A 23,908-nucleotide genomic window follows, 5' to 3' on the forward strand; every position below is an offset into this window, starting at 1 on the left:
GAGGGTAGGGTGTAGGGTCTAAAGCATAGCGTGTAAGGTTTATGGTGTGGGCTATAGAGCCGACATTAACTGGGTAACAGAATTAATAGAGATTTTAGAGATTGTAGTGCTAATAGCAAGACAACTGTACCCGCAATAATAATTGTGGCAGGAACGAGAAGACTCTGTAGACGACGTAAGGTTTGTTCAAGTTCCTCTTCATAGTAATTTGTGAGTTTTTGTAAGGCTAAATCTAATCTTCCCGTCGCTTCTCCGGTGCGGATCATTTGCAAAGCCACCGCAGGTAAACGCCCTTCTAAGCTTTGACTCAAGGTTTTTTCGGCGGGTATTTGACCTAATGCAATGGTAATGGTAGCTTTCATTTCCGATTTCGGAATATGAGCGCGAATTAATTCTAATCCGGCTAACAACGACATTCCACAACTCAGGGGTAATTTTAATTCTCCCAAATACAACATCATCCGGGCTGTGGCAATTTTTTTCACCAAGGGTAAACGAGGCACAATTTTAGGAATCGCCAATCCAATCACCGCTAAAATTCCCAACACAAAAAACCACCCCTGACCCGATAAACCCGATAAATAACATAAGGTGAGTACCAACAGGGCAATACTGATAGCTGTAGTAATAGCCGCAAGGGTGACAGATTGATACAGTTGTTGATGACGAGCTTGTTGTTCCTCAATCTCAGCAATTCGATAGCAAATTTCCGGTAACATCCCCTGGGATTCTCCCAGTTGGATCAAACCAATTGTCCAACGGTCAAAATATCGGGATGCTAAGGCTAAGGCGGAGGCTAAATCAGCCCCTCTTCCTGTTGCTGCTATCATTTTATTGAGATAACGGCCTAATTGAGGATAGCTTTCTTTCCCCACCAAAGTTAAGCTCTGCTGTACCGTTAAGCCGGAGTTCAATAATGTTGCCAATTGGAAGAAAAAAAGAGCTTTTTCGCGGGGAGTCATTAGGGAACTGGGTGTTACTGCATGAGGGCAGAAGTTACAGAGAAGAGGATAGATGAAGGGTTGTTCATCATCTATCCTCAACTGGATGCTCTATTGTGCCAAAAAGGAACCCTAGAATCAAGGGTTGTTGGCAATTTTAAGAGATCCGTTGACCATTGGCCCATCTCAACGGAAGTAATATTCCCTGTTTTTGGAAATTACAACCCTAAATCCAGTTTCCAATATTTGAGAGTTCCCGTATTTTCAGCAACAGCATCAATCACCCTTAACTGCCAATTCCCTTGGGCTGGGAGATTGAGAAACTGTCTTAAATACAGTGTGTTTTGTAAGGTGTAGGTGGTTTTTAATTGAGTTTTAACCCCTAAAGTTCGATTTTGAAGTAAAACTTTATCTCCATTGGGTGCAACTAACCAAACTTCAAGATCTCCTAAGAAACTATGTTCAATTTCAACTGTTACCTGAATATCTTGAATCGGACTGGTTTCTGTAATCGTAATTGAACTAATCAGACCCTTGGAATTATTATCAGGAATAGCTAGAATTTGACTATTTTCTTGGGAAATATTGCGAGAAATTTGTTGCTGAACCATGCGTTTATTTTGTGCCATTTGCACCGCTTTAAACGCATTAACTTTGCCATAGCCAAACCATTGAGAATAGCCATTTTTATCATAATTTCCCATGCGAATTCCCAACTGAGGATCAGGATCAGAATCCACAATTTTATCTGAACTTTGTTCAAGAATTCGTCGAACTTCTTGGGCTGTTAAATTTGGATTAGCGGATAACACTAAAGCTGCCACCCCAGCCACAACGGGAGTCGCACTAGAGGTTCCACCGAAATAAGGTGTAAAATCCGATTGATCATAACCAGCGGCTCCCATGCGGTCAGTTGTAAATACCCCTAATCCCGGTAACGTTCCTTTCAAAACCGGAGGAGTACCAATATATCCGGTTTCTTGTAACCACATTCCCGGTGGCGCATTATTACTGGGAGCGCACACACAAACCCCAGTTCCCCAGTTACTATAAGCCGATTTTTTACCCAGACTATTAGAAGCAGAAACCGCAATTACATCAGGATGAACTGCAAAACCAGATAACCATTTAACCCGACCTTTAATAATATCATTAGGCCAGCCGGATTCATCAAGAATACCATTAATTGGACGATTAGCATTTCCAGCTGCAAAAATAATTACACAACCTTTACCCTGACGACCTTTAGTTGCAGCTTTATTAATAACAGCTTTTTGACGAACTGATAAAGGAAAATAAATGGCACTCGCCCCCCAACTGCAAGAAATAACAGAAGCTCCTTTATCAATCGCCCAATTAAAAATTTGTTCAACGGATTCATCATCTAAAAACCCTGTTGTCCGAATCGGCATTAAAGCACAACCGGGTGCTACCCCAACAATGCCTTTACCGTTTTCTTCAGCAACAGCCACCCCAGCACAAGCGGTTCCGTGATTATCCGTTGGAGCTTCGGGAAGGGGAAGACTATCTCGACTTTTTAAATCCAAAGGCGCAACAATTTTACCAACCCCTTGAAAATCCGGGTGATTAATATCAACAGAATCATCGCTAATTGCCACAACAATAGAACGAACTCCTCTGGTAATATCCCAAGCTTGTTCAGCCGAAATATGGCAACCTGCTGCCATTTGATTACCTTCATTACAATGTAAATACCATTGCTTACTGTACAAAGAATCCCGGGGAACATAATGGGGCTGACTTCTAATCACAATATTCGGTTCAGCCAATAAAACCTGAGTATTTCGAGTTAAACGATTGGCAATTTTTAAAGGATTTTCTTGAGCTTGAGTTGTAATTTCATAAACAAAACCATTCGGTATCCCTTCTATCGGCTTTAACTCTTTTAATCCTACTTCTGAAGTAATAGACTCTCGTGTTGAAGCATCAACGTCTTCTTGAAACTGAATAGTCAGTTGATTAGTTAAATAAATCACTGAGGAGGGATCGTTATCCAGTTGGTAAACATGGCTGGCAAAGTCAATATACTCCGAATTCCGGGCTAATGCCATCGCCTCATCCAATTGATTGGGAGCCACTGTAACTTCCTCTAAAGCCGGAGGAACACTATTGGCGTGTTGCATTGGAATCGGTGGCTGTGGTAAATCTTTAATTCCAGAGGTACTGGGAGACAATCTGACCGTAAAGCGATCAGGAACTTTATGCAGAATTAATTCCTCTCCACCCCGTTGCAAAACATTGCCGATACTCTGGTCAGGAACGCCAATTCCTTGATAGTTGGGTTGTGAAACATTAGATGAGTTAACTGGTGATGTCATAAAATAGTTCGGTAAGTGGGAAACTCTGAATTTTTAGACCTGAGAGGGAAACGACGCGGGTAGTTAAAACCGCCGTGAATCTTTAAGGTTTAAATTCACATTCATAATGTAGATCTATGTATTCTGGACGGTTTGGCAGAAAACCAATAAAATCCTGATCCCTACAGCCCCAAAAAAAATATAACCTGTCTCGGTAAAGCTGGGATGAGGTTACTGACACAGTACGGGATTGGTCAAGATTAATGATAAGATCCATGAAGTTTAATGTTTTTTTTTATCGCGTTCGCGCAATTGAGTCATGGTATCCTCTGGAACTGTTAGCTTCCTTCAACGTACAGCCTACCTATCTATCCCTTTGATGATGGCTTGGGGTGTCTTATTCCCGCTCGGTGTTAATGCTCAAGAATCTTCTCCCACCCTTTCACCAGGGGATGTACAGTTGAGGGATGGCACAGAAACGGAGGTTGCGCCACCATCGGGTGATCCGGTTCCCCTCAATCCTAATGATATTCGTCCTTTGTCGTTGGATAGTAGTTTTTTAAGTATTGAGGGCGGGAAACGGTTAATGCAAGAAGCTAATACTGCTGTTTCCGGTGAAAATTACACTGAAGCTGAAAAAAAACTTCAGGAAGCGCGTCAAGTTTTTAACCAATTATCTAATTTTTATCAACAGTTAGCAGCTAGTTTTTCCGGTGTCGATAACCGCATTGCAGACAGTCACAGAAATGCAGCCCGTGAAACGGCACAAATGCGCGATACCGCCACCTATCAGTTAGCATTATTACACCGAGCTAAAAATCAACCTGAACTTGCGGTTCCCTTATTAATTCAGATTATCCGATCCCAAGCCCCCACGAGAGATTTAGGGAAAAAAGCGTATCAACAGTTACTCGAATTAGGATTTGTAACCGATCCCTTTCCCCGCACAGGTAACGCAGAAAACCAACCTACCTCTGCTGCACCATAATGGGGAGTCGGGTAAAAGTTACCCAGGTTCATGCCACGTTAGTTCATAACACTATTATTGAGGAATAACAATGATTACACTGAATCAAGTTGAAGCCCTGATTAAGTCGGAATTGCCCGATGCACTGGTTCAAGTTCAAGATTTGGGAGGAGGCGACCATTTACAAGCGATTGTGGTGTCTGCTGAATTTGAGGGTAAAACCTTAGTTAAACAACACCAAATGGTTTATAAGGCTGTTAAAGAAGCGATGGCAACAGAAGTAATTCATGCCTTAGCCTTAAAGACCTATACCCCTCAAGAATGGCAAAAAAACAGCGAAGTCACTTAATTGTAATTTAATTTTGACAGAGGTTAATGCTCAAATTCTCGAAAATAGGTTAAACTCAAATCGGAGAATGTGCAATCGTTTGCAGATCTATTTTCTGATCTAAATCCAACTCATTTGATTTTATTAACTCTCGAAAAAACCATGACTCCAGAAGTAACAGAAAAAATTGAAAATCTCATCAAGAAAAACAAAGTCTTTGTCTTTATGAAGGGGACAAAGCTCATGCCTATGTGCGGTTTTTCTAATAATGTTGTGCAGATTTTAAATAGTTTAGGCGTTCCTTTTGAAACCTGTGATGTTTTAGAAGATTATGAAATTCGCCAAGGGATTAAAGAATATTCTAGCTGGCCTACTATTCCCCAAGTTTATATCAATGGTGAATTTGTTGGGGGTTCCGATGTCATGATTGAACTGTATCAAAAAGGTGAATTACAGCAACTGCTAGAAGTGGCTCTAGCGTCCTAAAATCGGTGGAACAGGCATCTTGCCTGTTAAGTGGGGTGTTGGGTGTGGGGTGCTGGAGTGCGGAGTGCGGAGTGCGGAGTGCGGAGTGCGGAGTGCGAAGTCAGAAGTTAATAATTTCCCCCCTGCTCCTCTTCTTCCCCTGCTCTCTCTACCTCCCCTTCCCAAACCCTTTGCTGATAGCTTTCCTAATAATAGTCTACTTGAGGTTGAGGCATCGGCATTTCAAAATTTGAGGGATCATAAATGTATCGGGTTGCTTCTTCCTCCAAACGACTAATTAAATAGGGTTCTAAAGTATTGGTATGTCTGAGTGCTGCCAAATAACCGTCTAAATATAACCTGAGATCATCATAGCGATAACCTCGATTCCACATCTCGACAAGGGCGTCGGTGAGTTTTTGGTAATGGCGAATGGTGAGTGTGTCCTGAAGCATAGTTTTAATGGGGTTTGAGTAGTGACTACTAGATTCAACAAGGATGGCGAACCCATCCGGTCATTTTATTAAGAGTTTAATCATTGGGCAAGTCCGACACTGATTAGGGAGGCTAGAAAGGACAAAAGGGACACTGAGTTGTCTATCTCTATGTTAACTCCCTTTATCTTAACTTCTTCTCCCCATCACCCAGACTTCCTTTTCCTATTTTTATACTTTTGACAGAATAAGCTGATTGCAGAGTAACAGGAGCTACAAAATCAGAAAGATTACCCTGTTACCCTTGAAGTCAATATTGAAGAAGGAAGCTCGTATCCGTGGGATCTGCTTGTATTTCAATTATTGAAGGAAACCCGCATTTACGATCACTCTTGGGTTGGCATTTACAGCACGTTGGTTACTCGGTTTATCAAGCTGCTGATTTGCATAATGGAAGAGATATCTTCTATGCTCATCAACCCAATTTAGTGATTTTGGATGCTGAACTGCCAGAGGGGAATAGTTTGGAATTTTGCCAATGGCTTCAGCAGCAACGACAATCGTTAATTCTGATGTTGTCGGCTCGCACAACGGAATCGGATATTGTCCGAGGCTTGAGAGCGGGTGCTGACGACTATTTAGCAAAACCTTTTGGAATGCAGGAGTTTTTGGCCAGAACCGAATCCTTGATGCGCCGTAGTCGCACCATTGTTCCGCCAACAACCTTGGATTATGGAGCGCTCAAAATTGACTTAGTACAACGTCGAGTTCGTCTACACAGTCAATTAATTGAACTAACGCCCCAAGAATACAGTCTGCTTTATGTTCTCGCCCAAGCTTGCGGAGAACCGTTGAGTCGTTCAGAACTATTGCGACGAGCATGGCCCGATTCTATTGATAATCCCCGCACGATTGACACTCATGTTCTGTCATTACGGAAAAAAGTAGAAACTGACCCCCGCCAACCGAATTTAATCCAAACGGTTCGTAATGTTGGCTATCGTCTGAATTTAGAAATTCTGAAAGCGGAAACCGTTCGCACCGCCAGACTCAATGGCAAATATCCACCAATTCGCGTGAAGACCGGAAGTGGCTAATCCCTAACCTGAAACTTCTCACTATTAGATCGTTGATTGTTGACGGTCTAATCGTTTATTTTAATGATTCCCAATTCTCCTGGGATTGTTGCAGGGTCAGGACTGTTATTGGCTTGGGGAAATTTTTCGAGTTCCTTTGGGGAGCGGGAGTACCTTGAATCAGTTCCCCTCTATTCTCAATACCGCACCCGACAACGATCACACAACTGAAAATTAATTGTTAAATGGAGGATAATTGAGAGCCGTAGAAATTGTCCAAATATCCATTAAACCCAATAATAAACTACACCCGAATAAAATAAAATACATCCAAGGTTGAGCCAAGGGACGTACATCCGTTGTATCAATTCCGGTTTTTTCTTGAACGATGGCTACAAACTTGGCAAATCCAGCCATTCGCATGGGGAGTAAATATCCCTCTCCCGTCTGGCTCAAAAAATAATAAACCAGTCCCCCTTGTCCTGTGGTTCTGGGTTTTAAGGCTTTAATCTGACTCCAGGAAAGTGACCATCCCTTACGAAACAAGGGAAGAACAGTAACCCAAGGGGAATAGGTGACTTGAATTCCCTGCTCATCTATAATCACCCGTTCGGTGAGAAGACCATAAACAATGATCGCTCCTAGCCCTATTCCTATCGCCAGGAATAGGGGAGAAACGGGAGCTTGGACAGCTTGTGCCAAAAACGGCAACGGGAGCATCAACACCGTGTAAAGACTTAACAAGGTGATGCGGATAACAGCAGAAATGCGAAATACAGTGGGACTGGATAAAACGACAGGTTCAACGGTCATATTAAAAGCATTTACAAATGGAATGACACCAAACATCGCGCTGCATCAATGAATTGGGATCAACTCACAGTGCGATGGGTGTCAAGATTTTGTTATCAAGGTTTTCTTAAATTAATCAACGGTGGTTAAAGCTGGAGTAGTTAAAGGTTCCAGTTTGACTGTACGCTTACTGGTAAAGGTTCTCGGTTGTGTTAAAGGTTGAGCATTGAGTGTTAAAGGTTTGCCATCAGGGTGAATAGACTCTTGATCAATTTGGAGCCGCTCACAGGGAATATTATCGGCAATAATAGCACTAGCCATACTCCCAGTATGAATTTCTAGGGTGGCTTGGGGAATCGCCTCAAACACTAAACGTTGTCCTGGGAATACCACCCGCTCAAAGTACCAGTTGGGGACGTTAGTAATGCGAGCGATCTGAATATGGCTGGTAGCATTAACATAGCAGCACAAAATTCGACCAGAACTATTCGACGGTAGGGGATCAAGAATTTGAGCCATATCTGAATCAAGGGGCGTTGAGTTAAACATTTTATGGATTACTTGTCACGTTAACATTTGCTGATCCCCGTTGGTTGTAACTGCGACTACCAATCAGCTATTATACTCATCAATTTTGGGGGAAACTTCTCAATCAATTCAAAGGTTTCACCTGATTTTAAAGAAATTCTTTCAAAATTAAAATTCTGAAAAAAGTTGAGCTTCAAGGGATGGGGATCGATCAATCTCTGTCCCCTGTGCTTATCCAAACTTCATCATTTTCTCAGATTGGCAACCCTAAACGCACCAAAATTCGTTATAGTGTTAAGGAATCTTAAATAAACTCGATATAACTTCACTGATTTTGGCCTTAGTTCCGCCTGACCCACAGCAGCCCTATGGAAGATAAGATCCTTTACGTCCGTCTCCCCTGTAACCCCATTTTCCCAATTGGGGTGGTTTATCTGTCTGATCACGTTCACAAGCTGTTTCCCAGCGTTCAACAACGCATTTTTGATTTAGGGGCTGTTCCTCCCTTGGATTATGCTGCGGCGTTGGATGCTTGTGTCGATGAGTTCCAACCGACATTATTAGTATTTTCTTGGCGAGATATTCAAATTTACGCCCCTGTGGGTGGACGGGGTGGAAATCCCCTGCAAAATGCCTTTGAATTTTATTATGCTAAAAACCCTTTGATTAAATTACGGGGAGCGTTAGGGGGGTTAAAATTAGCAACTTCCTATTATACCGAACTGTGGCGTAATTTAGGATTAATTAAACGCGGATTATCTCGTTCTCAAAAATATAACCCTCAAGCGCGGGTCGTAGTTGGGGGAGGGGCTGTCAGTGTTTTTTATGAACAGTTGGGAACGAGTTTACCCAAAGGAAGTATTGTTTCCGTTGGGGAAGGGGAAAGTTTATTAGAAAAGTTATTAAGAGGGGAAGATTTAGCTCAGGAACGGTGCTATATTGTGGGCGAAACAACACCGCGAGATCGCTTAATTCATGAACCCCCCATGAATTTGGAAAAAACCGCTTGTAATTACGATTATATAGAAACAATTTGGCCGGAATTTCAATACTATTTTCAAGACCAAGACTTTTATATTGGGGTACAAACAAAGCGGGGTTGTCCCCATAACTGTTGTTATTGTATTTACACAGTTATTGAAGGAAAACAAGTTAGAATTAATCCGGCTGATGAAGTTGTAGCGGAAATGCAGCAACTTTATAACCGAGGAATTAGAAATTTTTGGTTTACCGATGCTCAATTTATTCCCGCCCGTCGATTTATTGATGATGCGGTAGAATTATTGCAGAAAATTCTCGATGCAGGGATGACAGATATTCACTGGGCGGCTTATATTCGCGCGGATAATTTAACCCCAGAATTATGTCAATTAATGGCAAAAACAGGGATGAATTATTTTGAAATTGGCATTACTAGCGGTTCCCAGGAATTAGTTAGAAAAATGCGAATGGGATATAACCTGCGGGTGGTCTTAGAAAATTGTCGAGATTTAAAAGCCGCCGGGTTTAATGATTTGGTTTCGGTGAATTATTCCTTTAATGTCATTGATGAAACCTTTGATACCATTCGTCAAACCATTGCGTATCATCGAGAATTAGAAGCTATTTTTGGGGCGGATAAAGTGGAACCTGCGATTTTCTTTATTGGGTTACAACCCCATACCCATTTAGAGGAATATGCCTTCCAAAAGGATATGTTAAAACCAGGGTATGATCCCATGAGTTTAATGCCTTGGACAGCCAGAAAGTTACTCTGGAACCCAGAACCGTTAGGATCATTTTTTGGGGAAATTTGTTTAGAAGCGTGGAACCGCAACCCCAATGATTTTGGACGCACGGTGATGGATATTTTAGAAGAACGTTTAGGACGAGCCCCCTTAGAAGAAGCGTTAAGTGCACCAATTTCTGGGGAAAAACAGTTGGCTACTATTCGTTAATTCTGTTTGATCTGTGGGGTGTATCAGTGCGGTGCACGCATCCCACACCAAGCTATTATTAATATTATAAAGTCTATAATAAAATTTTCTTGTTAAACCATAACTATGATTGATATTAACTGGGATACCTTTTGTTCTGAACTGTCGGGGATTGAAATTATTCGGGATCAAACCCAAGTGATGAAACTCTCTCAAGACTATTATCATTTTAGCCCCATTTTGCAACCGTTACTTAAGGATAAAACCGGAGATATTGTAGTACGTCCCACAACGGAAGCCGAAATTTTACAAGTCGCTAAAGTTTGTGTTAAATATAAAGTTCCTCTGACAGTTCGGGGTGCGGGAACCGGAAATTATGGACAGTGCATTCCATTAGAAGGAGGGGTAATTTTAGATATTTCTAAATTGAATCAAATTAAATGGATAAAACCAGGTTTAGGTTGTGTAGAACCGGGGGTTAAATTAGCAGCATTTGATAAACAAGCGAGGGAAATGGGATGGGAATTACGCATGGTTCCTTCCACCTATCGGACTGCAACAATTGGAGGATTTATTGAGGGGGGAAGTGGGGGAATTGGTTCTATTACTTATGGACAATTACGAGATCGCGGTAACTTACAAGCAGCACGAGTTGTGACACTGGAAGATGAACCAAATATTATTGAATTAAGAGGGGATGATGTGCAGAAAGTTAATCATGCTTATGGAACCAATGGAATTATTACTGAGTTAGAAATTCCCTTAGCTCCTGCCTATCCTTGGTCAGAACTTATTGTTACCTTTGATAATTTTATGACCTCGGCTCGATTTGGTCAAGCCTTAGCCTTATCCGATGGCATTATTAAAAAATTAATCTCTATTTGTGCCTCTCCTATACCTGCCTATTTTGCTGCATTTAAAGATATAATTCCCCCAGGAAAACACGCAGCATTATTAATGATTTCCGAAACCAGTTTAGAACCCTTTCAAGAATTAGTGAAGGAATATCAGGGAGAAATTTGTTATCAAAAGCCATCGCAGGAAGTAGGGAAAGGAACAACAATAATAGAATATACTTGGAACCATACCACGTTACACGCTCGAAGTGTAGATCCGTCTATTACTTATTTACAAACCCTATTACCTGCGGATCGAAAATTAGAATTATTAGAACATCTTTATGATCATTTTGGGGATGAAGTTATGCAGCATTTAGAGTTTTTAAGACTACATGGAGAAATGCACCCCGCCTCTTTACAGTTAGTGCGATTTACTACAGAAGAACGGTTAAATGAAATTATTCGTTATCATGAAGAACGAGGGGCGGTTATTTTTAATCCCCATACTTATATTTTAGAAGATGGCGGCATGAAAATGATTAATTTAGAACAATTACAATTTAAACAACAAGTAGACCCCTATGGGTTATTAAATCCGGGGAAAATGAGAGCCTGGTTAGAACGTGAAAAACATCTTTAACTACCAACTCCTAGAAATCGGGTTTCTCAATCAAAAATGTTAATTTCATCCCATAAATAAAGATTAGAAACCCGATTTCTGTTATGATTTATTCATCTGTATTTGTTTCTTTTGAAATAAGTTTTGTAATTTGCCTACCAATACAACCTGCGATCGCTCCTATTACAAAACTCCATAAAAATGCCAGCATAAATGGTTCTAAGGAAAAGGTTATTTCCAGATAGGATATGGTTAGGGGTTTTTCAATGTATGCTGAGGCAATAGATGAAACAATACCCCCTACACCTAAACCAAAGCCTAACATTGAAATAGTCTGCTCTAAAGATTGATCGCGTTTTCTTTCATTGTCTTCATTAGTACGGAGTATCTCTGCTTTTTCCCGATCTAGTTTTGCTTGTTCAATTTCAACTAATCCTCTAATACTAGATATCGCCTGATCTAATAAATTTGAGGCGGGTTTTAAATAGTTTAAATCCGCTTGAATTTGGGCGGGTAAAGTTTGACATTCTCGATTTAAAAAGCAGACAAAAAATTCTAAATCATCTTCGGTTTCTTGTTGGAGATGCTTCAAAATGCGCTGATAATTCCCGACATTAATATTAATGGTATTCAGAGCATATTCTAGGTTTCTTAATTTTAAGGTATATTGAGGCGCGATTTTAATCAGGGTGATCAATTGTTTTTTTAAACCTTCTAAATCTAAGTTAGATGTTTCTGCTTCCGGGTCAAGTTTCATGATTTTTCTTAATTCTACTTCAATAATGTTGCGAATTAGCTCATCAGCTTCTTGATAAGCTTGACGACTAAATTCAAAGGTATAGGCTATTTTATGATAATAGAGAAAGAATTCAGGTAAATTAAAATAAATCGGCTTAATTTTTTCTGGGGTAGCTTCGGTTAGATAAAATACAATTAAAATCCGATTTAGACTTCTTTTAGGGTTTCCATATTCAATAATATAACTCCCTAACAGTTTTCCGTCTTGATAAAACGTATTACAATAATCTCCAAATAAATCATAGCGTAATTGCTCGGCGATCGCTTTTAAATTTTGATCCTCCCTTGGGGTATTTTCGGGTAAAAACGCCGATCTTGACGTTGAGTTTCTAATAAATCTAGGGTTTCTCCTGGGGTTGATTTCAACGCATCTTCAGACCGTAATTGAGGATTTAGATCTCCGTCTTTAAATTGGGGTTTAAACTGGTCTAATATGGGTTGATACTGCTCTTTAACAACCGTAACTTGATTGTCAACGGGTTGTAAATCTGCTGTTAAACCAGATTACTGATACTTTTCTGCTAACATTTCGTCCATGACTGACATCTTTTTCTTCATATACTGTTAAAGGTTTTTCAATTTCTGCTAAATTTTTTATTCGCTTGTGTAATTTAACTTGATTGCCTTTTGCCGGAATTAAATAATCATTTTTGCTCTCAATTATTGCCTGAGTTGTTGCCTTACTACAATGGAGAGCATCAAGAGTAAATACTTTAAATAACCCACATTTCTCTATCATAGATAGAACTTTAGCATTTTCAGAATTTTGTTTACTTTCAAAACTTTCCGACTTAATTACTAACTTTGTTTCTTGACTAAACCAAGATACCATTATTAGCATATTTTGTTTTTGATTTTCATAGTTAGTCAGGGTATTTTTTAAAGATTTTCCATCGATCGCAATCCAATCAATGCCTTATTTTTGCCAATAATATTTCTTAATTTTTGACTGAAAAATTAACTGAATCTCTATTAGATTTATCCCGATCATTACTCGTCTAATGCTACTATAAGATGGCAATTTTTTAGCGGTAATTTTTAATAATTTAATGAGTTTATGTTCTTCGTTTTTTCTAAAATTATCTATTTGCTTATCAGTCACATTGCCAGTTAGCAGGGCCAAAATAATGATAGTCAACACTACCCATAATTCATGTCTTTTACCCCGATTTTTCCGAAAATCCTTGACTAACTTCAGTTGTTCAATTATACTGTTTAACATGATTTTTTTAAAACCAAATAAAAGTGATCTCTTTTTAATTTTACCAAAATAAAGATCACTTTTATTTTCCTTTTTACCCCTGACTTTGAAAACCCCCTGCTGCTGGAAGGGGAGAGGAGAAGAATTCTTAATATTAAATATCTATCTAGTTTAAAAGTATTAATTACTCCCCCTTCCCTTGAAGGGAAGGGGGTTGGGGGGTTAGGTCACAGAGGTTTATGGGAGAGAATGAAACAGCCCTGGGGGGGGGCCCAGGGAACCACTTCGACACGCTCAGTGCTTCACAGTAAGAAGTAAAAGGGTTTCAGGATTCAAAAATGTCCTAAGCAATCAAGGGAAAATTAGATGATCTAATTCTGAATAATCGGGTAATTGTTCTTCTAAGATTTTACCATTTCTTACCACAATGCGATCGCTTTGTTGACGGGATAATATTTCACTCAAATAACGACCTTTAAAAATAATAAAATCTGCTGGTAGTCCGACACCAATTCGTCCGACATCCGATAACCCCATTAAATCTGCTGGGGTTTTTGTGACACTACATAACCAATCTTCAAAAGGTCGATCTAAATGGCAAATTCTCACAGCCATTTTAAACACTTCTAAACCATCATGATCACCAAATCCATAAAACGGATCACGACAATTATCACTTGCAAAGGTAACAGGAATTCCGGTTTGTTTTAATTCATGAACTAAGGTTGTTCCTCGCCAGCGTGGGGTTTTAGGAGATTCAGAGGAATGATATTGACGATCTTGTAAATAGAGGTTACACATCGGTAAACTGACAACCCCAATTCCTGCGGATTTTACTAAGTTTAAGGTATGTTGAACAACATCATCGGGTTGTACGGCTAAACTACAACAATGTCCGCAAACAATTTGACCTTCAAAATTATATTTTAACGCTGCTTCCGCAATTTTATATAAACAAATTGATTCTGGTTCTCCTGTTTCATCAACATGGAAATCCAAGTTTAATTTTCGATCTTTTGCGATTTGAAAAATCCTTTCAATTTGTCGATCTAAATCAGGATTCATATAGGCAACTCCCCCTAAAATTTCTCCTAATTCTGCAACTTTATCAACGACTTTTTCCCCTTCAGACGTTAAATAATAATCCAAAGAAGCTAAAGAAACACCTTGCAAAATTAAGCGATTTTCCCATTCTGTTCTTAGGGTTTTAAACAGATCCCAACTTAAATCTATTAACCGTCCCGCCGAATCTAAATGAGTCCGAATGGCTTTTGTTCCATGCACATAACTACACTTTAATCCAAATTCCATCCGTCGGTAAATATCTTCCGCCGTCCAGGTTTCTTCATCTTTAAACGTCGCCGTTAACGCATCGTTAAAGGTTCCTTTTATATTCGGTGAACGTTCCCAAATATGACCTTTATCTAAATGGGTATGAACATCTACAAAACAGGGCCAAATTTGTTTTCCCTGTAAATCTACGGTTGCAATATTTTTTGATTTAACACTTCCGGGTACAACAATCTGATCTATTATCCCCGATTCAATTTTAACATCTACCACTGCCATACCCTCTTGATTGGCTGAATTTGCGATCGCCTCATCTTTATCTGTGAGTACACAAACGGGAACACGAACATTTTTTAACCAATAACCAGAGGTATTAGGAATCATAAGTGGGAACTAGAAACCGGGTTTCTCTACTTTTTTAACATGATTTCAGCAAGTATGGAGAAGAAACCCGGTTTCTGAGTCTAAGCAGGGAACTAGAAACCGGGTTTCTCTACTTTTTTAACATGATTTCAGCAAGTATGGAGAAGAAACCCGGTTTCTGAGTCTAAACAGGGAACTAGAAACGGGGTTTCTCTACTTTTTTAGCATTGTTTCAGCAAGTAGGGAGAAGAAACCCGGTTTCTGAGTCTAAACAGGGAACTAGAAACGGGGTTTCTCTACTTTTTTAGCATTGTTTCAGCAAGTAGGGAGAAGAAACCCGGTTTCTCTACAGGAAAGCTAAAAACTCTCTAAAGATTGAGGGTTATGCAAAAAACGTATGGTATTGATGCTAAATCTTCATAGATTTTTAAGTTTTGTAACATTAGCTACGATTGTATCGAATTTTCAGCACTAACTTATTCATATTCCTTAACCGTTTGGTTGAAGAACAGAGGTGAAAGCTCTCACTTTAGGATGATTTTCACCCTAAACTTAAGCAATTTTTTACATTTGAGTCTCGCATGATACGGTTTGCCTTCAATAGACCTGTTAGGATTTGGCCAAATTTGATCCATTTTTCATGTTGGCCTAACGAGTTCGAGACCGAGCAATACTGAGGAATAGGCTATGACCAGCACACTCCCACAAAAAGTGGCTACCAACAAATTTGAGAAGCTCAAAGCAGAAAAAGACGGTTTGACTGTCAAAGACGAAATCGAAACCTTGGCCCGACTCGGTTGGGAAGCCATGGACGAAACTGACCGAGACTACCGCCTGAAATGGTTAGGGGTTTTCTTCCGTCCGGTGACTCCGGGTAAATTCATGCTGCGGATGCGTTTACCGAATGGGGTCATCACCAGTGAGCAGATGCGGGTTTTGGGGGAAATCGTGCAACGCTACGGTGATGACGGTAATGCTGATATTACCACAAGACAGAACCTTCAGTTAAGAGGAATTCGGATTGAGGATATTCCTGACATTTTCCGGCGCTTTGAAACCGTTGGACTCACCAGCATTCAGTCAGGAATGGATAACGTGCGAAACATCACAGGTTCACCCGTTGCGGGGTTAGATGCAGATGAACTGTATGATACCCGTGAGTTAGTCCAACAAGTTCAAGACCTAATTACAAATCACGGAAAAGGCAATTTTGAGTTTAGCAATTTACCGCGAAAATTCAATATTGCCATCGCCGGATGTCGGGATAATTCTGTTCATGCTGAAATCAATGATATTGCTTTTGTTCCAGCATTTAAACAGAATATTTTTGGCTTCAATGTCTTAGTCGGAGGCTTCTTTTCTGCCACCCGTTGTGCGGCTGCTATTCCCTTAAATGCCTGGGTACAACCTCATCAAGTTGTGGGTTTGTGTCGAGGTATTTTAGAAGTTTATCGAGACAATGGGTTAAGGGGAAGTCGTCAAAAAGCTCGGCTGATGTGGTTAATCGATGAATGGGGAATTGATAAGTTCCGTTCAGAAGTGGAAAAACAAATGGGTTATTCCTTAGAACCCGAAGCCGAAAAAGATGAAATTCTCTGGGAAAAACGGGATCATATTGGGGTTTATAAACAAAAGCAACCGGGATTCAACTATGTGGGATTAAATGTTCCTGTTGGACGGTTATATGCCAACGATATGTTAGAATTAGCCCGAATTGCTGAAGTCTATGGTGCTGGAGAAATTCGTTTAACCGTTGAACAAAATGTCATTATTCCCCAGATTTCCGATAGCCGTTTAGAAGCTTTTCTAACTGAACCTATTTTAGAAAAATTTTCCATTAGTCCATCGGGTTTAAGTCGAGGGTTAGTGTCCTGTACAGGCGCACAATTCTGTAACTTTGCCTTAGTTGAAACCAAAAATCGGGCTACGGCATTAGTAAAGGAATTAGAAGCAGAATTAACTGTGGAAAAACCCGTTAGAATTCATTGGACAGGCTGCCCTAATTCTTGCGGACAACCCCAAGTCGCTGATATTGGATTAATGGGAACAAAAGCCCGGAAAGAGGGTAAAGTTGTTGAAGGCGTTAACCTCTATATGGGGGGTACAGTTGGGAAAGATGCTAAACTCGGTGAATGTGTCCAAAAATCCATTCCCTGTGACGATCTAAAACCAATTCTGCGACAAATTTTAGTAGAGCAATTTGGTGCTAAACTTAAAGATGGAGTAGATTTAACCAGTTCAGAGTCTGAAATTAATTCCCAAAACGATACTCCAGACACACCCGTTAAAACAGCCACAATTGTTTTTGCTAAATCGGGTAAAACCATAACCTGTGAAGAAAATGAACTCATTCTCGATGTAGCAGAACGAGAAGGAATTATAATTCCCAGTAGTTGCCGATCAGGAAATTGTGGAACCTGCCAACAAAAATTAATTGAAGGGCAGATCCAATATAATAATAATCCTGATGCAGCAAAAGACCTAGAACCGGGTATGATTTTAACCTGTAGTGCCCAGGTTATGAATACAGTCGTTATTGATGCTTAACGACTTAAAAATTGAGCAAGAAAACCCCATCAATTATTTACCAACACGGAATAAAGACATAGGACATGAGTAAGCTTTCACGACGTAAATTCCTTTTGACGGCTGGTGTTACTGCGGCGGGAACCATCTTTGTACATGGTTGTACTTCCGGTACTAATTCTTCAACAACGGCTACTAATTCTTCCCCGGCTGCAACCGCAGTTCCCGCAGCCAATATTAATCCGGCTGATGCCCCAGAAACACCAACGGCAACATTAGGATTTATTGCCTTAACCGACTCTGCCCCCTTAATTATTGCCTTAGAAAAAGGGTTATTTGCCAAATATGGCATGACTGATGTTAAGGTGGTTAAACAAGCCTCTTGGCCTGTCACCCGTGATAACTTAGAATTAGGGTCTGCTGGTGGGGGAATTGATGGGGCGCATATTTTATCTCCCATGCCCTATTTAATGACATTAGGAACGATTACCAAACAACCCGTTCCGATGTATCTTTTAGCCCGGTTAAATACCAATGGTCAGGCAATTTCGTTAGGGAAAGAATACCTGGATGCTAAACTAACCGTTAATGATAGTTCTAAATTTAAAGACATTGTATTAGCCGCTAAAAATTCAGGAAAAGAAGTCAAAGCCGCCATTACATTCCCCGGAGGAACCCACGATTTATGGATGCGCTATTGGTTAGCATCAGGGGGTACAATTCCTGATACCGATATTTCGATTATTCCTGTTCCTCCGCCCCAAATGGTTGCTAATATGAAAGTCGGGAATATGGAAGGCTTCTGTGTGGGTGAACCTTGGAATGCTCAATTAGTCAATCAGAAAGCGGGATATACGGCATTAATTACCGGAGAATTGTGGAAAGATCACCCCGAAAAAGCCTTTAGTATGCGCGCAGACTGGGTTGATAAAAATCCCAAAGCCGCAAAAGCATTAACAATGGCCGTCTTAGAAGCCCAACAATGGTGTGATAAACCCGAAAATGTTGAGGAGATGTGTCAAATTGTCTCTCAAGATAAGTGGTTTAAAGTACCTGCTAAAGATATTATTGGGCGCTCTAAAGGAGATATCGATTATGGTGATGGTCGGGTTGTAACCGCCAGTCCCATTGCGATGAAATTCTGGAGGGATAATGCTTCTTATCCTTATAAAAGCCATGATACTTGGTTCTTAACGGAAGATATTCGTTGGGGATATTTACCCCCCAATTTAGATATTAAAGCCACCGTTGATAAAGTCAACCGCGAAGATATTTGGAAGGAAGCGGCAAAATCTTTAAATGTTCCCGCAGACCAAATTCCAGCAACCCCCTCTCGCGGTGTTGAAACCTTCTTTGATGGTATCCAATTTAACCCCGATGATCCTCAAGCTTATCTTAATAGTTTAGCCATCAAAAAAATCTAATATCCTCGGTTTGATCCCCTTACGAAAGAGGGGGAACCAAAGACTCAAAGCTCTACTTTTTCAAGAGGGAACTGGACTATGAAAGTCCCCCTTTTTAAGGGGGATTTAGGGGGATCAAATCTAGGGATATATTGCTAAAAATCTGGTTCAAACTCACTCATCTCTAACCCGTATGACCACAAGCATTAAAGCCCGTTCTAACAGTAACAATCCGCTCAATTTTGTCTTTGATTGGTTTAATAAAAACCGTAATAAAATCATTCGTCCGTTAATTGCTGTCGCTATTTTTCTGGCAATTTGGCAACTGTTATGTTCAGGGGAAAATCCAAACTTACCTTCCCCAATTACCACCGTTAAGGAATCTTGGGAATTAATTATTAACCCCTTTTTCGATAATGGAGGCACAGATAAAGGGTTAGCTTGGCAAGTTCTAGCCAGTTTACAACGGGTTGCCATTGGATTTACCTTATCCGCTATTGTCGGAATTGCATTAGGGATTTTAATCGGAACAAATGCCTTTATGTATGATGCCTTAGATCCCTTATTTCAAATCCTCAGAACCATTCCCCCCCTGGCTTGGTTGCCCATCGCCTTAGCTGCTTTACAACAATCGAATCCTGCTGCTATTTTCGTGATTTTTATTACAGCAATTTGGCCGATTATTATTAACACCACCGTCGGCGTTCAACAAATCCCCCAAGACTATAAAAACGTAGCCAGAGTTTTACGTTTACCCCGACAAAAATACTTCTTCAAAGTGTTATTTCCTTCCGCCGTTCCTTATATCTTTACCGGGTTAAGAATTGGGATTGGTTTATCTTGGTTAGCCATTATTGCAGCAGAAATGTTAGTGGGTGGAGTTGGCATTGGGTTCTTTATTTGGGATGCCTATAATAGCTCTCGAATGAGTGCCATTATTGTTGCTCTAATCTATGTTGGTGTTGTCGGTTTAATCCTCGACCGTACCATTGGTTTTATTGCTTCAAAAGTGGTTCCTGCGGATCAAAAATAAACTCTGATTTCCATCAATTGTTCACCCTTCTCACCTGAAATTATGTCTGTATTCGTAGAAGTTGATCACGTTCATCGCATTTTTAATCTCCCCAATGGAGAACAATATATTGCGCTGAAAAATATTGAACTCAAAATTAAAAAAGGGGAATTTATTTCCTTAATCGGACATTCGGGCTGTGGGAAATCAACCTTATTAAATATTATTGCCGGGTTAGATCAAGCCTCCGAAGGTGGCATTATTTTAGAAGGGCGAGAAGTCCGTGAACCTGGGCCAGATCGCATGGTGGTGTTTCAAAATTATTCCTTATTACCTTGGTTAACGGTACGAGAAAATATTGCCTTAGCCGTTGATGAAGTCTATCGCAAACTGTCTAAAACTGAACGAAAAGAGATTATTGAACAACATATTAAATTAGTCGGTTTGAGACAAGCTGCTGATAAATTACCGGGCGAAATTTCGGGGGGAATGAAACAACGAGTTGCTATCGCCCGTGCCCTGGCTATTCGCCCCCAATTATTACTTTTAGATGAACCCTTTGGGGCCTTAGATGCGTTAACTAGAGGGGGGTTACAAGAGCAGTTAATGAAAATCTGCGAAGCGAACCAAGTTAGTGCCGTGATGGTGACTCACGATGTCGATGAAGCCTTACTTTTATCGGATCGAATTGTGATGTTAACCAACGGCCCCGAAGCCCATATTGGGCAAATTTTAGAGGTGAATATTCCCCGTCCTCGTCAACGGATGGACGTGGTAAACCATCCTAACTATTATGCCTTGCGGAATGAAATTGTTTATTTCCTGAATCAACAGAAAAAAGCCAAAAAATCAGCCCTCAAAAAAGCTCCTACTGTTATTGCTAAAAATGGCTTAGAAAAAGTCAATTTAGACATTGGTTTTATTCCCTTAACCGACTGCGCTCCCCTGATTATTGCTAAAGAAAAAGGCATTTTTGAGGAATATGGCTTAACGGAAGTCAACTTAAGTCGAGAAACCAGTTGGAAACTGTTAGGTCAGGGGGTGGTAGAAGGGCGTTTAGATGCAGCCCAAATGGTGGCAGGAATGCCCTTAGCCATGACGTTAGGTTTCGGTAAAAATCCCCCGATACCGATGGTAACCGCCTTAACTTTATCTCGCAATGGTAATGCTATTACCCTGAATAAACACTTGTATGAAAATGGGGTTAAAACCTTAGAAGACTTTAAAAATTATATTGAAAAAAACCTTGACAAAGTACATACATTAGGCATGGTTCATCCGAGTTCCATGCACAATTTAATGTTACGTTATTGGTTAGCCGCAGGAGGAATTAACCCGGATCAAGATGTTAATTTAACGGTAATTCCACCCCCTCAAATGCAAGCCAATTTAAAAGCGGGGAATATTGATGGTTATTGTGTTGGGGGGCCTTGGAATGCGCGCTCTGTTCATGAAGGGTTAGGATATATTATTGCTAATAGTTTTGATATCTTCCCCAATGGACATACGGAGAAAGTTTTAGGGGTGACAGAAGACTGGGCAAATCGTTATCCTAAAACCCATATTGCTTTGGTAAAATCCTTAATTGAAGCTTGCGATTATTGCGATGATCGCCGAAATCGAGAAGAAATTTTAGGGATTTTATGCCGTGATGAATATGTTGGATCTGATGCCGAATATACCCGATTAGGATTTATTGATCCGGTTCAACGAGGGGATGGTCAACCCCCCGAATTATTAGTCAATTACAATCAGTTTTTTGTGGATAAAACCAATTGCCCCGATGCCACAGAATTCCTTTGGATCATGGCAGAAATGGCACGTTGGGGAATTACACCTTTTCCTAAAAACTGGGTTTCTATGATAGAACGAGTGTTAAGAATTGATGTTTATGGTCAAGCTGCCAGAGAATTAGGATTATCGGATATGGGACGCGATCGCCAAAGCATTAAATTATTTGATGGCACAATTTTTAATCCCCATGATCCGATTAAATATCTCAAAAATCTCCAAATTAAACAGGAAATTCGGATTGAAGAAATCATCCTTGATTCAATTGCTGCCTAACTCAAACCGTAAGCCCTCAACCGTTAACCCTAAAAAATTATGCAAATTTTAGATAATATTTCCTCTAAACTCACTTCTTCCTCAAAATCCGATGACTTTTTGGTGATTGATCAAGTGTCTAAAGTTTATGACACCCCAAAAGGGAAATATATTGTGCTTGAAGATATCAATCTTCGGGTCAAAGAAGGCGAATTTATTTGCATTATCGGTCACTCCGGTTGCGGAAAATCCACGCTATTAAATATGGTGGCTGGGTTTAATCAACCGACAACCGGGGTAATATCTGTTCAAGGACAATTGATCACCGAACCTGGGCCAGAACGAATGGTGGTGTTTCAAAATTATTCTCTGTTACCTTGGTTGACAGCGAAAGAAAATATTCATTTAGGGGTTGAGTCAGTATATCCTGACAAATCAACCACCGAACAACTGGAAATTGTCAAAGAAAATTTAGAGTTAGTGGGGTTATCGGAAGCGGCGAATAAAAAACCCTCTCAACTCTCAGGAGGTATGAAACAACGGGTTTCCATCGCCCGCGCCTTAGCGACTCGTCCCCAAATGCTGATTTTAGACGAACCCTTCGGTGCTTTAGACCCCATTACCCGCGAAGAATTACAAGAAGAACTTCTGAGTATTTGGCAAGATCATCGGATTACAGTTTTAATGATTACCCATGATATTGATGAAGCCTTGTTTTTAGCCGACCGTTTGGTGATGATGACCAATGGCCCCGCCGCCCAAATTGGAGAGATCCTAGACATTCCCTTCTCCCGTCCCCGCAACCGGGCTAAAATTATGGAAGATCCGCGATATTATGAATTGCGGAACTATGCCCTAGATTTCCTCTTCCGACGCTTTGCCCATCATGAGGAAGATGAAGAGACCACCGAAGAGATCACAATAGAAGATACAACCCCTGACACGGGATTAGCACAAAGCACTACAATAGCACCCAGTTCTAGTCATATAGCAACAGAGGTGCTGAATATGCAACCCAATAGACCTAACCCAGATGAAAATCCCTATGCTACAACGCCTGAACCTGAGTTAACTCATGCAGTCGATCCCGTGGCTCCACCCGAAGAAATGTCACCTGCGACGAAAACAGGGATATTATTTGCACTCTGGGGAGTTATTATTGCAACCTTAGTGGGCTCATTAGTCTTTAATTCCACCCCTACCACCGCCAATAAAGAGGCAGAAACCCCAGAATCATCTGCTACGACGATGGAAACAGAAACCACTACCGTTACTGAAACGGTGACTCCCATCACAACAGCCTCTCCCACCCTATCCCCCACTCCGACTGCTACCTTATCGCCCACAGTTCCCTCGGTCAGTCCTTCTCCCTCCTTGGAGTCAACCGCAACTCCTTCACCGAACGCAGTAGCAACGACATCACCCAGTCCCAATAGCCTTGGATCGACAACAAGCCCTTCCTCTCCCGGTTCAACAACGGCTATCGCCCCGACAACAACCCTATCTCCATCCCCAACAACGATTTCACCTTCTCCCGTTGCGACGGCATCCCCAACCCCTGAGAGTTTAGCGGCGGCGACAACTTCCCCCTCTGGAACAGCAACCGAACCTACCACAACGGCCTCACCCTCGGTTTCTCCTTCTCCGGTGGCTACCACCTCGCCGACTGAATCAGCAACATCCATGAGTAGCACAACAGCAACCCCTAGTGCTGAGGATCTTGAACAGTTAAATCAAGAGGTTTTTGCCACCATTAATGAAGCTTGGACAAGCACTCCAGTAACAGCCGTCTCTGTTTATATCGTTAAAGTGAGTCGAACTGGGGATATTTTAAGTTATGAAGCTAAATCTCCTGATGCGACTCAAAATGTTAATAATACCCCTCTGCCAAAGTTAGTCAAGTCGGATGTTACCCAAACTCCCTATACTCAATTTGAGGCAACTTTTACCCCCGCAGGAACTTTAGATCTCAAATCGGCTCAATAGAGCATCAATGAGGAGGAATTGGGATCATAATCAGTTCCCAATTTCTCTCTTTTTTTCTCG

At 40.7% G+C, this 23,908-nt stretch carries 20 protein-coding genes and 1 pseudogene; 12 read left to right on the forward strand and 9 right to left on the reverse strand.

Annotation, left to right across the window (positions count from 1 at the left end):
* Window positions 1-65: 65 nt before the first annotated feature.
* Both H6G57_RS13555 and H6G57_RS13560 read right to left on the reverse strand, forming a co-directional pair.
* Window positions 66-962 carry a type II secretion system F family protein gene (locus H6G57_RS13555; protein WP_190519356.1) on the reverse strand — a complete coding sequence of 299 codons (897 nt, stop codon included), beginning with the start codon at window positions 960-962 and terminating at the stop codon, window positions 66-68.
* A gap of 197 nt (window positions 963-1,159) precedes the next feature.
* Window positions 1,160-3,280, reverse strand: coding sequence for a S8 family serine peptidase (locus tag H6G57_RS13560; protein WP_190519357.1), 2,121 nt, complete (start codon window positions 3,278-3,280; stop codon window positions 1,160-1,162).
* Between the two features lie 298 nt (window positions 3,281-3,578).
* On the opposite strand from H6G57_RS13560, the gene H6G57_RS13565 reads away from it, so the two are divergent.
* From H6G57_RS13565 to grxD, 3 genes are all read left to right on the forward strand, one after another.
* Window positions 3,579-4,247, forward strand: a complete 669-nt coding sequence (locus H6G57_RS13565; RefSeq protein WP_190519359.1) for a hypothetical protein — start codon at window positions 3,579-3,581, stop codon at window positions 4,245-4,247.
* Between the two features lie 70 nt (window positions 4,248-4,317).
* On the forward strand, window positions 4,318-4,575 hold the full coding sequence (locus tag H6G57_RS13570; protein WP_190519361.1) for a BolA family protein: 258 nt from the start codon (window positions 4,318-4,320) through the stop codon (window positions 4,573-4,575).
* Window positions 4,576-4,716: 141 nt separating this feature from the next.
* The gene (gene grxD, locus H6G57_RS13575) at window positions 4,717-5,040 is read left to right on the forward strand and encodes a Grx4 family monothiol glutaredoxin (protein ID WP_072720089.1); all 324 of its coding nucleotides are present in this window, start codon (window positions 4,717-4,719) and stop codon (window positions 5,038-5,040) included.
* Window positions 5,041-5,225: 185 nt separating this feature from the next.
* Here the strand turns inward: grxD and H6G57_RS13580 are convergent, their stop codons facing one another.
* A complete protein-coding gene (locus H6G57_RS13580; RefSeq protein WP_072719905.1) occupies window positions 5,226-5,474 on the reverse strand; it encodes a DUF6761 family protein in 249 nt (82 codons plus the stop codon).
* 317 nt (window positions 5,475-5,791) lie between these two features.
* On the opposite strand from H6G57_RS13580, the gene H6G57_RS13585 reads away from it, so the two are divergent.
* A complete protein-coding gene (locus H6G57_RS13585; RefSeq protein ID WP_190519363.1) occupies window positions 5,792-6,550 on the forward strand; it encodes a response regulator transcription factor in 759 nt (252 codons plus the stop codon).
* A 213-nt stretch (window positions 6,551-6,763) separates the two neighbouring features.
* Here the strand turns inward: H6G57_RS13585 and H6G57_RS13590 are convergent, their stop codons facing one another.
* Together H6G57_RS13590 and H6G57_RS13595 are read right to left on the reverse strand one after the other, a co-directional pair.
* The gene (locus H6G57_RS13590) at window positions 6,764-7,342 is read right to left on the reverse strand and encodes a hypothetical protein (RefSeq protein WP_190519365.1); all 579 of its coding nucleotides are present in this window, start codon (window positions 7,340-7,342) and stop codon (window positions 6,764-6,766) included.
* 111 nt (window positions 7,343-7,453) lie between these two features.
* A complete protein-coding gene (locus H6G57_RS13595) occupies window positions 7,454-7,840 on the reverse strand; it encodes a DUF1830 domain-containing protein (protein ID WP_190519367.1) in 387 nt (128 codons plus the stop codon).
* A 377-nt stretch (window positions 7,841-8,217) separates the two neighbouring features.
* On the opposite strand from H6G57_RS13595, the gene H6G57_RS13600 reads away from it, so the two are divergent.
* Window positions 8,218-9,786: a photosystem II high light acclimation radical SAM protein gene (locus tag H6G57_RS13600; RefSeq protein WP_190519369.1), complete on the forward strand. Its 1,569-nt coding sequence runs from the start codon at window positions 8,218-8,220 to the stop codon at window positions 9,784-9,786.
* 105 nt (window positions 9,787-9,891) lie between these two features.
* Entirely contained in the window at window positions 9,892-11,244 is a 1,353-nt protein-coding gene (locus H6G57_RS13605) for an FAD-binding oxidoreductase (RefSeq protein WP_190519371.1), read from the forward strand.
* Between the two features lie 88 nt (window positions 11,245-11,332).
* Here H6G57_RS13605 and H6G57_RS13610 read toward each other — a convergent pair whose 3' ends face one another.
* The 4 genes from H6G57_RS13610 to H6G57_RS13625 all read right to left on the reverse strand — a co-directional run bounded on the left by H6G57_RS13610 (window position 11,333) and on the right by H6G57_RS13625 (window position 14,896).
* On the reverse strand, window positions 11,333-11,980 hold the full coding sequence (locus H6G57_RS13610) for a hypothetical protein (RefSeq protein ID WP_190519373.1): 648 nt from the start codon (window positions 11,978-11,980) through the stop codon (window positions 11,333-11,335).
* Between the two features lie 513 nt (window positions 11,981-12,493).
* Window positions 12,494-12,934: an ISAs1 family transposase gene (locus H6G57_RS13615; protein ID WP_190519532.1), complete on the reverse strand. Its 441-nt coding sequence runs from the start codon at window positions 12,932-12,934 to the stop codon at window positions 12,494-12,496.
* A 3-nt stretch (window positions 12,935-12,937) separates the two neighbouring features.
* Window positions 12,938-13,243: a transposase family protein gene (locus H6G57_RS13620; protein WP_190519375.1), complete on the reverse strand. Its 306-nt coding sequence runs from the start codon at window positions 13,241-13,243 to the stop codon at window positions 12,938-12,940.
* Window positions 13,244-13,573: 330 nt separating this feature from the next.
* Window positions 13,574-14,896 (reverse strand): cytosine deaminase, encoded by a 1,323-nt coding sequence (locus H6G57_RS13625; RefSeq protein ID WP_190519377.1) that lies wholly within the window; start codon window positions 14,894-14,896, stop codon window positions 13,574-13,576.
* A gap of 666 nt (window positions 14,897-15,562) precedes the next feature.
* Between H6G57_RS13625 and H6G57_RS13630 the strand changes: the two are divergent.
* From H6G57_RS13630 to H6G57_RS13650, 6 genes and pseudogenes are all read left to right on the forward strand, one after another.
* Window positions 15,563-17,092 (forward strand): annotated as a pseudogene (locus tag H6G57_RS13630) (ferredoxin--nitrite reductase); the annotation flags it as partial.
* Window positions 17,093-17,200: 108 nt separating this feature from the next.
* Entirely contained in the window at window positions 17,201-17,422 is a 222-nt protein-coding gene (locus H6G57_RS29750) for a 2Fe-2S iron-sulfur cluster-binding protein (RefSeq protein ID WP_375539519.1), read from the forward strand.
* Between the two features lie 65 nt (window positions 17,423-17,487).
* The gene (locus H6G57_RS13635; RefSeq protein ID WP_190519380.1) at window positions 17,488-18,825 is read left to right on the forward strand and encodes a CmpA/NrtA family ABC transporter substrate-binding protein; all 1,338 of its coding nucleotides are present in this window, start codon (window positions 17,488-17,490) and stop codon (window positions 18,823-18,825) included.
* Between the two features lie 172 nt (window positions 18,826-18,997).
* The gene (gene ntrB, locus H6G57_RS13640) at window positions 18,998-19,837 is read left to right on the forward strand and encodes a nitrate ABC transporter permease (protein ID WP_190519382.1); all 840 of its coding nucleotides are present in this window, start codon (window positions 18,998-19,000) and stop codon (window positions 19,835-19,837) included.
* A gap of 42 nt (window positions 19,838-19,879) precedes the next feature.
* Window positions 19,880-21,883 carry a nitrate ABC transporter ATP-binding protein gene (locus H6G57_RS13645; protein WP_190519384.1) on the forward strand — a complete coding sequence of 668 codons (2,004 nt, stop codon included), beginning with the start codon at window positions 19,880-19,882 and terminating at the stop codon, window positions 21,881-21,883.
* 39 nt (window positions 21,884-21,922) lie between these two features.
* Window positions 21,923-23,848, forward strand: coding sequence for a nitrate ABC transporter ATP-binding protein (locus H6G57_RS13650; protein ID WP_190519385.1), 1,926 nt, complete (start codon window positions 21,923-21,925; stop codon window positions 23,846-23,848).
* Window positions 23,849-23,908: the final 60 nt, after the last annotated feature.

It is taken from the genome of Planktothrix sp. FACHB-1365 (assembly GCF_014697575.1).
Classification (GTDB): Bacteria; Cyanobacteriota; Cyanobacteriia; order Cyanobacteriales; family Microcoleaceae; genus Planktothrix.

Coding starts and splice junctions, on each gene's coding strand:
- ntrB (WP_190519382.1), top strand. CDS start 18,998: ATGACCACAAGCATTAAAGCCCGTTCTAACAGTAACAATCCGCTCAAT.
- H6G57_RS13635 (WP_190519380.1), top strand. CDS start 17,488: ATGAGTAAGCTTTCACGACGTAAATTCCTTTTGACGGCTGGTGTTACT.
- H6G57_RS13580 (WP_072719905.1), bottom strand. CDS start 5,474: ATGCTTCAGGACACACTCACCATTCGCCATTACCAAAAACTCACCGAC.
- H6G57_RS13620 (WP_190519375.1), bottom strand. CDS start 13,243: ATGTTAAACAGTATAATTGAACAACTGAAGTTAGTCAAGGATTTTCGG.
- H6G57_RS13595 (WP_190519367.1), bottom strand. CDS start 7,840: ATGGCTCAAATTCTTGATCCCCTACCGTCGAATAGTTCTGGTCGAATT.
- H6G57_RS13600 (WP_190519369.1), top strand. CDS start 8,218: ATGGAAGATAAGATCCTTTACGTCCGTCTCCCCTGTAACCCCATTTTC.
- H6G57_RS13565 (WP_190519359.1), top strand. CDS start 3,579: ATGGTATCCTCTGGAACTGTTAGCTTCCTTCAACGTACAGCCTACCTA.
- grxD (WP_072720089.1), top strand. CDS start 4,717: ATGACTCCAGAAGTAACAGAAAAAATTGAAAATCTCATCAAGAAAAAC.
- H6G57_RS13555 (WP_190519356.1), bottom strand. CDS start 962: ATGACTCCCCGCGAAAAAGCTCTTTTTTTCTTCCAATTGGCAACATTA.
- H6G57_RS13560 (WP_190519357.1), bottom strand. CDS start 3,280: ATGACATCACCAGTTAACTCATCTAATGTTTCACAACCCAACTATCAA.
- H6G57_RS13610 (WP_190519373.1), bottom strand. CDS start 11,980: ATGAAACTTGACCCGGAAGCAGAAACATCTAACTTAGATTTAGAAGGT.
- H6G57_RS13590 (WP_190519365.1), bottom strand. CDS start 7,342: ATGACCGTTGAACCTGTCGTTTTATCCAGTCCCACTGTATTTCGCATT.
- H6G57_RS13605 (WP_190519371.1), top strand. CDS start 9,892: ATGATTGATATTAACTGGGATACCTTTTGTTCTGAACTGTCGGGGATT.
- H6G57_RS13625 (WP_190519377.1), bottom strand. CDS start 14,896: ATGATTCCTAATACCTCTGGTTATTGGTTAAAAAATGTTCGTGTTCCC.
- H6G57_RS13570 (WP_190519361.1), top strand. CDS start 4,318: ATGATTACACTGAATCAAGTTGAAGCCCTGATTAAGTCGGAATTGCCC.
- H6G57_RS13645 (WP_190519384.1), top strand. CDS start 19,880: ATGTCTGTATTCGTAGAAGTTGATCACGTTCATCGCATTTTTAATCTC.
- H6G57_RS13650 (WP_190519385.1), top strand. CDS start 21,923: ATGCAAATTTTAGATAATATTTCCTCTAAACTCACTTCTTCCTCAAAA.